The sequence below is a fragment of the Dehalococcoidales bacterium genome, from assembly GCA_035529395.1.
In the GTDB taxonomy this organism is placed as follows: Bacteria; Chloroflexota; Dehalococcoidia; order Dehalococcoidales; family Fen-1064; genus DUES01.
In genome coordinates this window covers 1-6,827 of the sequence record DATKWT010000099.1, presented here as the reverse complement: position 1 = coordinate 6,827, position 6,827 = coordinate 1, and the positions used below count along the sequence as shown (strand labels likewise).

8 protein-coding genes are annotated in these 6,827 nt (G+C 57.5%); 3 read left to right on the top strand and 5 right to left on the bottom strand.

Features of this window, described 5'->3' with window-relative positions:
• Nucleotides 1–377 precede the first annotated feature (377 nt).
• Nucleotides 378–1,331 (bottom strand): methylmalonyl Co-A mutase-associated GTPase MeaB, encoded by a 954-nt coding sequence (gene meaB, locus VMW13_06485; GenBank protein HUV44460.1) that lies wholly within the window; start codon nucleotides 1,329–1,331, stop codon nucleotides 378–380.
• Between the two features lie 355 nt (nucleotides 1,332–1,686).
• Here meaB and VMW13_06480 point away from each other — a divergent pair, with 355 nt between their 5' ends.
• Complete coding sequence (locus VMW13_06480; GenBank protein HUV44459.1) at nucleotides 1,687–2,469, top strand: GNAT family N-acetyltransferase; 783 nt, start codon at nucleotides 1,687–1,689, stop codon at nucleotides 2,467–2,469.
• Nucleotides 2,470–2,533: 64 nt separating this feature from the next.
• A complete protein-coding gene (locus tag VMW13_06475; GenBank protein HUV44458.1) occupies nucleotides 2,534–3,625 on the top strand; it encodes a phosphotransferase in 1,092 nt (363 codons plus the stop codon).
• Between the two features lie 21 nt (nucleotides 3,626–3,646).
• Here the strand turns inward: VMW13_06475 and VMW13_06470 are convergent, their stop codons facing one another.
• Nucleotides 3,647–4,075, bottom strand: coding sequence for a hypothetical protein (locus tag VMW13_06470; GenBank protein HUV44457.1), 429 nt, complete (start codon nucleotides 4,073–4,075; stop codon nucleotides 3,647–3,649).
• A 138-nt stretch (nucleotides 4,076–4,213) separates the two neighbouring features.
• Here VMW13_06470 and VMW13_06465 point away from each other — a divergent pair, with 138 nt between their 5' ends.
• On the top strand, nucleotides 4,214–4,957 hold the full coding sequence (locus VMW13_06465) for a phosphoribosylanthranilate isomerase (protein HUV44456.1): 744 nt from the start codon (nucleotides 4,214–4,216) through the stop codon (nucleotides 4,955–4,957).
• Between the two features lie 10 nt (nucleotides 4,958–4,967).
• On the opposite strand, the gene cobO is transcribed toward VMW13_06465, so the two are convergent.
• The 3 genes from cobO to VMW13_06450 all read right to left on the bottom strand — a co-directional run.
• The gene (cobO, locus tag VMW13_06460; protein HUV44455.1) at nucleotides 4,968–5,576 is read right to left on the bottom strand and encodes a cob(I)yrinic acid a,c-diamide adenosyltransferase; all 609 of its coding nucleotides are present in this window, start codon (nucleotides 5,574–5,576) and stop codon (nucleotides 4,968–4,970) included.
• Nucleotides 5,543–5,992 carry a cobalamin B12-binding domain-containing protein gene (locus VMW13_06455; GenBank protein HUV44454.1) on the bottom strand — a complete coding sequence of 150 codons (450 nt, stop codon included), beginning with the start codon at nucleotides 5,990–5,992 and terminating at the stop codon, nucleotides 5,543–5,545. The genes cobO and VMW13_06455 overlap by 34 nt, the downstream gene beginning before the upstream one ends.
• A gap of 193 nt (nucleotides 5,993–6,185) precedes the next feature.
• Nucleotides 6,186–6,827, bottom strand: a 642-nt coding sequence (locus VMW13_06450; protein ID HUV44453.1) for a methylmalonyl-CoA mutase family protein, incomplete at its 5' end; no start/stop codon positions are given.

Below are 6,827 nucleotides of genomic sequence, written 5' to 3'. Positions count from 1 at the left end.
CCCTTCCTCAGTCTCTTTCATTCGTTCAGGGGGAGGGATGCTCCCTGCTAGTGTAGTGTCTTACAAATGCCTTTACAGTCCCTGTCATTCTAGCAAGCCTATGAAAAACCCTTTCGACCATCCCCCTGACCCCCTTCCTGTCCAGGAAGGGGGGAAATATTATATCTGGGGGACACCCCCAGACCCCTGCCAAAGGAGTCTTCGGCCCCTCTCGGAAGAGGGAGCGCCCCTCAGAAGGGGCGAAGCCCCTCTGGACTCCCCCTTTTTCATCACCCTGTTAGACTCGAACCGGGATACGTGTTTGCCCCCTGGATTCCAGCCTGCGCTGGAATGACATCAACATCTATCATACGTAAAGATATATACGAGACACTACACTAGGTCAGCCACTCCTTGAAGAGGATGCCGTTACTCAGTATCTCGGTGCAGGCGGAGTATGCATCCATTTCTCCGGACTCCACCTTTGCCAGGTAATCAAGGAGTTCCTTGTTATCTGTCATCAGGCTGTTGAGTTTCGATGAGAGCCCCTCCAGAAGCATCTTGGGAAGCTCTCCCTTCCTCTGCTCCCGGCGTCTTTCCTCCAGTTGTCCCGTTTCTTCCAGGGACTGACGGTGAGTCTTGATTGCCCCGAACAGTTCTTCGATGCCGATGTTGTTGACTGCCTGAGTCTTCAGTATAGACGGTTGCCACGAGTCCTCGGGGAGGAGTGTGAGGAGACCATTGAGACTGGCCACCATTTCATCGGTCCCTTGCCGGTCCGCCTTGTTGACCACGAAGATATCGGCGATTTCCATCAATCCGGCTTTTAACGCCTGAATAGGGTCACCGGATTCAGGGGTGAGAATGACGGTGACGGTGTCGGCGTTCTTGATAATATCCAACTCCGCCTGGCCAACACCCACCGTTTCCACCAGGATGAAGTCCTTGCCGAACGCATCCATGAGCCTGATTACGCCTCTTACCGTGCGGGGAACGCCCCCGTGACTTTCCCTGAGGGCCATACTGCGGATAAAAACATCGCCATCCAGGTAATGCTGCTGCATCCTGATGCGGTCGCCCAGGACTGCCCCTCCGGTGAAGGGACTCGTGGGGTCAACAGCAATGATGCCGACCGACAGACCTGCATTCCTGATAACAGAGGTCAGCTTGTCGACCAGCGTGCTTTTGCCCGAACCGGGAGGACCGGTGAAACCGCAGGTGTAGGCACCACGCAAGAGAGGCTGAATCTCTCTCATTATCCCGGGTACCTGCGGGTCTTCCCGCTCCATCATGGTGATGAGCCTGGCCAGCGATTGGACATCACCGGTCAGCATCTTCTCTACTAGTTCCATGTTAACTCGTCAGAAAGCGTGGGCCTGTGTGCAGCCCTTTTCGTAGATTAGTGCATGTGCCTGTGTCGTGTCAATATCCACCAGGGTTAGCTACACCAGACGGACCGGAGAGTAACACAGTCCGACCTTTGGCCGGCAAAGGACTGCCATCGTTCAGACAGAAGGGTGACACGACTCCCTGCATGGAGGTGAAGGTTTCTTCTTGTGTGGGAAGCAGCACCGGCTGTGCCGGAGTGTCACTGATGTCCCGGGCGAATATAACCTATGTTCAAACCTGGCAAATGGTGGTACAATCTGGTAACTCCGCCGTGCCGGCTGAGAACGCCCGCAGAAATGTGACCTGGGAGATTAGAATATGACAATCATCGACCTGACACCGGAGCATGAAAAACTTTACTTCATGTGCCTTGAAGACTGGTCCGACGAGATGAAGGAAGCCGGCAGCCACAAAGAGGTCTGGTATGGCAAGATGAAGGATAAGGGTTTGCGAGTGAAACTGGCGCTGGATGACCGTGGAGAGGTCGGTGGGATGATACAGTACGTTCCGGTAGAGCAGTCATCTGCTGAGGGCAGTGACCTTTATTTCATCAACTGCATCTGGGTCCACGGTCACAAGCAGGGACGGGGCGATTTCCAGAAACATGGCATGGGAAAGGGCCTGATTCAAGCTGCCGAAGATGATGCCCGCGCCCTGGGTGTTAAAGGAATCGCTGCCTGGGGCATGGCCATGCCATTCTGGATGAAGGCCTCCTGGTTCCGTAAGCAGGGATACCGTAAGGTGGACAGGCAGGGTATGCAGGTCCTCCTCTGGAAAGCCTTCGTTGAGGACGCCACTCCTCCCCGGTGGATAAGGCAGAGTAAAAGCCCGGAAACCACACCCGGCAAGGTGACCGTGACCGGGTTCATCAACGGCTGGTGTCCGGCCCAGAACATGGTCTTCGAAAGGGCAAAACGTGCTGCCAGCGAGATTGGCGATAAGGTAGTATTCCGGGAAATCGACACTTCTAACAGGGACACATTCATGGAATGGGGGATTACAGATGCCCTTTTCATCGATGGCAAGGAGGTCCGTACCGGGCCACCACCTTCTTACCAGAAGCTACTAAAGGCAATAGCAAAGAAGGTCAGGAGACTGTAGCGTACCGCCGGCTGCCCGACGTTTAACCGGTAACCGGTGCAGGCGCAGTAAAGGAGGTTATTACATGATACCAGCAGCTTCAAAAGACATCACGGCAAATTGGCTCAATGAAGCTCTCCACGAGTCCGGATTCCTGAAGGACGTCAACATCAAATCAATCGGATACGAACAGTGGGGTGTGGGCGAAGGGTTTGTCAGCGATATGGCCCGGCTCACCCTGGACTACGACCGGGAAGCGCCCCATCTGCCGAAAACCGTGGTCGCCAAACTGCCCACCGCCTATGAGTCTGCCTACGAGATGGCCATGCTGTTCAATGTCTACGAGCGGGAGATACGGTTCTACACAGAGATGGCCCCGCAAAGCCCGATACGGACCCCGGCCCTCGTCTACGCGGATGTGGACCTGGAGGAGAAGAAGTACTTCCTCCTCCTGGAGGACTGCTCGTGCTACCAGCAGGTCGACCAGTCGCAGGGGTTGGACCACGAGCAGACCAGACAGGTAGCCCTCATGCTGGCCGATTTCCACGCCTACTGGTGGGACAGGGAGAACCTGCTGTCATTCCCCTGGATGATCACCAACACGGGTCCTGTTGCGTGGGCTCTGGTGGATGCCTTCCGGGGCTACTGGGACTTCTCGGTGCAGGTACCGGGATTTGTCGCCGCCCTGCCCGAAGGTGGCTACGAGGCAGGCGCAAAGCTACGCCAGAGCTACCAGTGGCTCATCGAGACCGGTGCGGACGACCACCTGACCATTGCCCACTTCGACTTCCGGGTGGACAACCTCTTCTTTGATTCCGATAACAGGGAGAAACCGGTTATCGTGTTTGACTGGGGGTCGACAAACATCAACCGCGGCGTCATCGACCTGTCATACCTCCTTGGCGGGAGCCTCGAGGTGGACCTGCGCCGGGAGATAGAGAAGGACATCGTCCGGCTCTACCATGACCGGCTTCAGGAGAAAGGCATCTCCGGCTACTCATGGGACGAGTGCTGGCAGGACTACCTCAAGGGCATCCTGATATACGCCTACATCCCTGTACTGGCCTATGCCACCCTGGACACGAGCAACCCCAGAGGGCAGCTACTGGCACCCCTGCTGACGACACGGCACTTCACCACCATCGTTGATAACGACGCCACTAGCTTATTACCCTGAGAACACCTGGAGCGGGGGCTGCTATCCAGTGCCGCCGACCTGTGCCTGCTCTTCCTGCCACTGACGGGCGGCGGCCTGGGCTGCGTACATATTGGGTGCAGTCCGCCCGCGACGGCGCAGGTCTACTGCGCGTTCCGCCTGCTCCTTGTTTCGGCCTGCCCTCTCCAGAAGTCGTGCCGCGAAGGTGTCCAGGTCCCTGGCAAAGCAGTCCCGCCAGCCCTCGGTGCGGTCGAACGCGGGATATGTCTCCAGTACCCCGATGTAGTTGAACCGGTCCATGAACTGGAGGTCGGCAACGGACTCTCCTTCCCAGATGAAGACACGTTTGTTGTTGCCCAGATTGTAGGCGCCGATGACGTTGATGCCGGGGGGAGACCCGCCCTGCCAGATAGTACACCACAGTTCCGGGTCCCGCGACCGGTCAGATGTCAGTATCGAGACGTATAGCATAACACTCCCTCCTTCTCACAATTCCCGGGACAGGTTCCTCTCAGGTTATACGACTCGATAGCGAACGGTCAAGAAAGGATTATCGGTGTTCTGCAGAGTCGGCAGGGCGTGGACAGGATTATAATGTAGTGTTAGAGTATGGTATATATCGTTACAGTCCGGTCACAGGACCTGAGTGATAAGGGGGAAAGGACCATCAAGGTAAAGGTGTGCGGCATCACCACGGTTGAGGACGCCCGCCTGGTGGCGGAGGCAGGTGCCGACTATATCGGCGTAATCGTCGGGATCGATGTCTCGCCGCGCCAGATCACCATCGAGCAGGCACGCCCCATTTGCGAGCAATCACCTCTGCCGGTTGTGAACCTGTTTTTCAACCGCGACGTGGAACAGATACGGGAAGCGGTAGCGGTCTTAAAACCGCATGCCGTCCAGCTTCTCGGGCAGGAGACGCCGGTACTGGTCAGGGCTTTGACTCAGACCATACCCTGCCAGATATGGAAGTCCGTCCACCTGCCACCGGTCGATGAAGGAGAGGCGGATATTTCCACGCTTCTCGACACGGTGAACTCACTGGTCGACGCCGGGATTCATGCCGCCCTGCTGGATACCGTGGTCAGTGCCGCCGAAGAGGGTGCGCGCTGGGGCGGCACAGGCCGGGTGAATAACTGGACGGCTGCCCGCAGGCTGGTCGAGGTCATCCCGGTACCGACCTTCCTGGCCGGCGGCATCAACCCGGACAACGTCCGCGAGGCAATCGAGACCACCCAACCCTACGGCATAGACCTGTGCAGCGGGGTGGAGATTTCAAAGGGCCACAAGGACCCGGAGAAGCTGCGGCGGCTGATGCTGGCAGTACGTGAGGCCGTGCCCGAAGGCAGCTAGCAAAGTACGCTCAGTAGTCAATACCCTTCCGGGATAGTATCCCCCTGTCGTAGGGGTGCTTGATGTTCACCATCTCGGTGACGAGGTCGGCGGCTTCCATCAGTTCGGTAACGGCATACCGGCCGGTGAGCAGAAGCTCAACGTCCGGCGGCCTGTTCCTGAGCAATTCCAGCACGCTTTCGAGGTCAAGGAGCTTCCAGGCAACGGCGACGTTTATCTCGTCGAGTACCACCACATCGTAGTTACCACTCCGGAGCACTTCCCGGGTCTTCTCCAGACCTCTCCTTGCTTCGGCAATCTCTTCCGGCCTGACATTGGCGGGGTCGACAAAGGTCTCATGCCCGAAGTGGCTGATATCGACATTGTCCAGGTGAGAGAGTGCCTGCCGCTCGCCGTAGGGAAAGTCCCCCTTCATGAAGTAGATGATATGGACCCGCAGCCCGTGTCCCGCGGCCCGGAGCACCACTCCGAGTGCTGCCGAGGTCTTCCCCTTGCCGTTGCCGGTAAAGACCGTCACCAGGCCAAGGCCGGATGTCTCTCCTGACAGGTCAGGCCGCTGCTTCCCGTTCACGGAATGCTCCCCGGTCATGCTGCCGGCCTGATGTTCTCTCTGACCCAATTCACTATCTCCAGAATAGTCTCCCCCGGCAGAAAGACCTTACTTATGCCCGCTTCCTTGAGCCTGGGGATGTCTTCCGCGGGGATGATTCCCCCACCAACGACGGGTATGTCACCGCCGCCGCTCTCACGAAGCTGCCGGACCACCTCGCTGAAGAGGTGCATGTGAGCGCCGGAAAGACAACTGAGACCGACCAGGTCTACGTCCTCTTGTATTGCCGCGCTGGCTATCTGCTCCGGGGTCTGGTGCAGGCCGGTGTATATTACCTCGAAACCAGCGTCCCGGAAACCCCGGGCGATAATCTTGATACCCCGGTCGTGGCCATCCAGGCCCGGCTTGCCCAGCAGTACCCTGCGTGAATTCGAGCTCGAATTCACGTGCGAATTCGCGCGCGATTTTGTGGTTTCTTCACTCATGGCTCAACAACCTCCCCGGCACTGAATCCAGTATCTAGTCGCACAAATCCGCGTAACATTCAGATTGCTTCGGTGTCTCTTCGCTTTGCTCAGAGCCCCAACTCGCAATGACATGTGAACAGGGTGAGACCCTGAGCATAGCGAAGGGTCTCGCTCCGCGGAACATACTAGCTGGTGTTTCTGCAACTGAGTACTAGTAATATCCGGGGTCCCGGTACTCACCAAAGACCTCCCGGTAGACATCGCATATCTCCTGCTCGGTAGCGTACTCCCTGACCGCCTCGATGACAAACGGCATCACGTTCCTGTCGGTCCGGCAGGCGCTACGAAGGTCGTCCAGCGTCCGGCCCACCTTCCGGTTATCCCGCGTCCGTTTGACTTCCTGCAGTCTCTTGACCTGCTCCGCCTCCACCTTTTCGTCGATTTTGAGTACCTCCACCGGAGTTTCCTCATTGGTAGCATACTTGTTGACCCCCACGACAACCCTTTCCGCCCGGTCCACCCGCTGCTGATATTCATATGAGGCACTGGAGATTTCCCTCTGTGGGAAGCCCGTCTCAATTGCGGCCAGCATGCCCCCCATCGCGTCTATTTTCTCGATATATTCCCAGGCCTGCTCCTCAATCCGGCTGGTCAGGGCTTCGACGAAATAGGAACCGGCCAACGGGTCGATTGTATTTACCACTCCGGTCTCCTCGGCGATTATCTGCTGCGTACGCAGGGCGATATTAACCGCGAAATCGGAGGGCAATGCCAGCACTTCGTCAAGCGAGTTGGTGTGCAGGGACTGAGTACCTCCCAGGACGGCGGCCAGTGCCTCCGTAGTGGTCCTGAC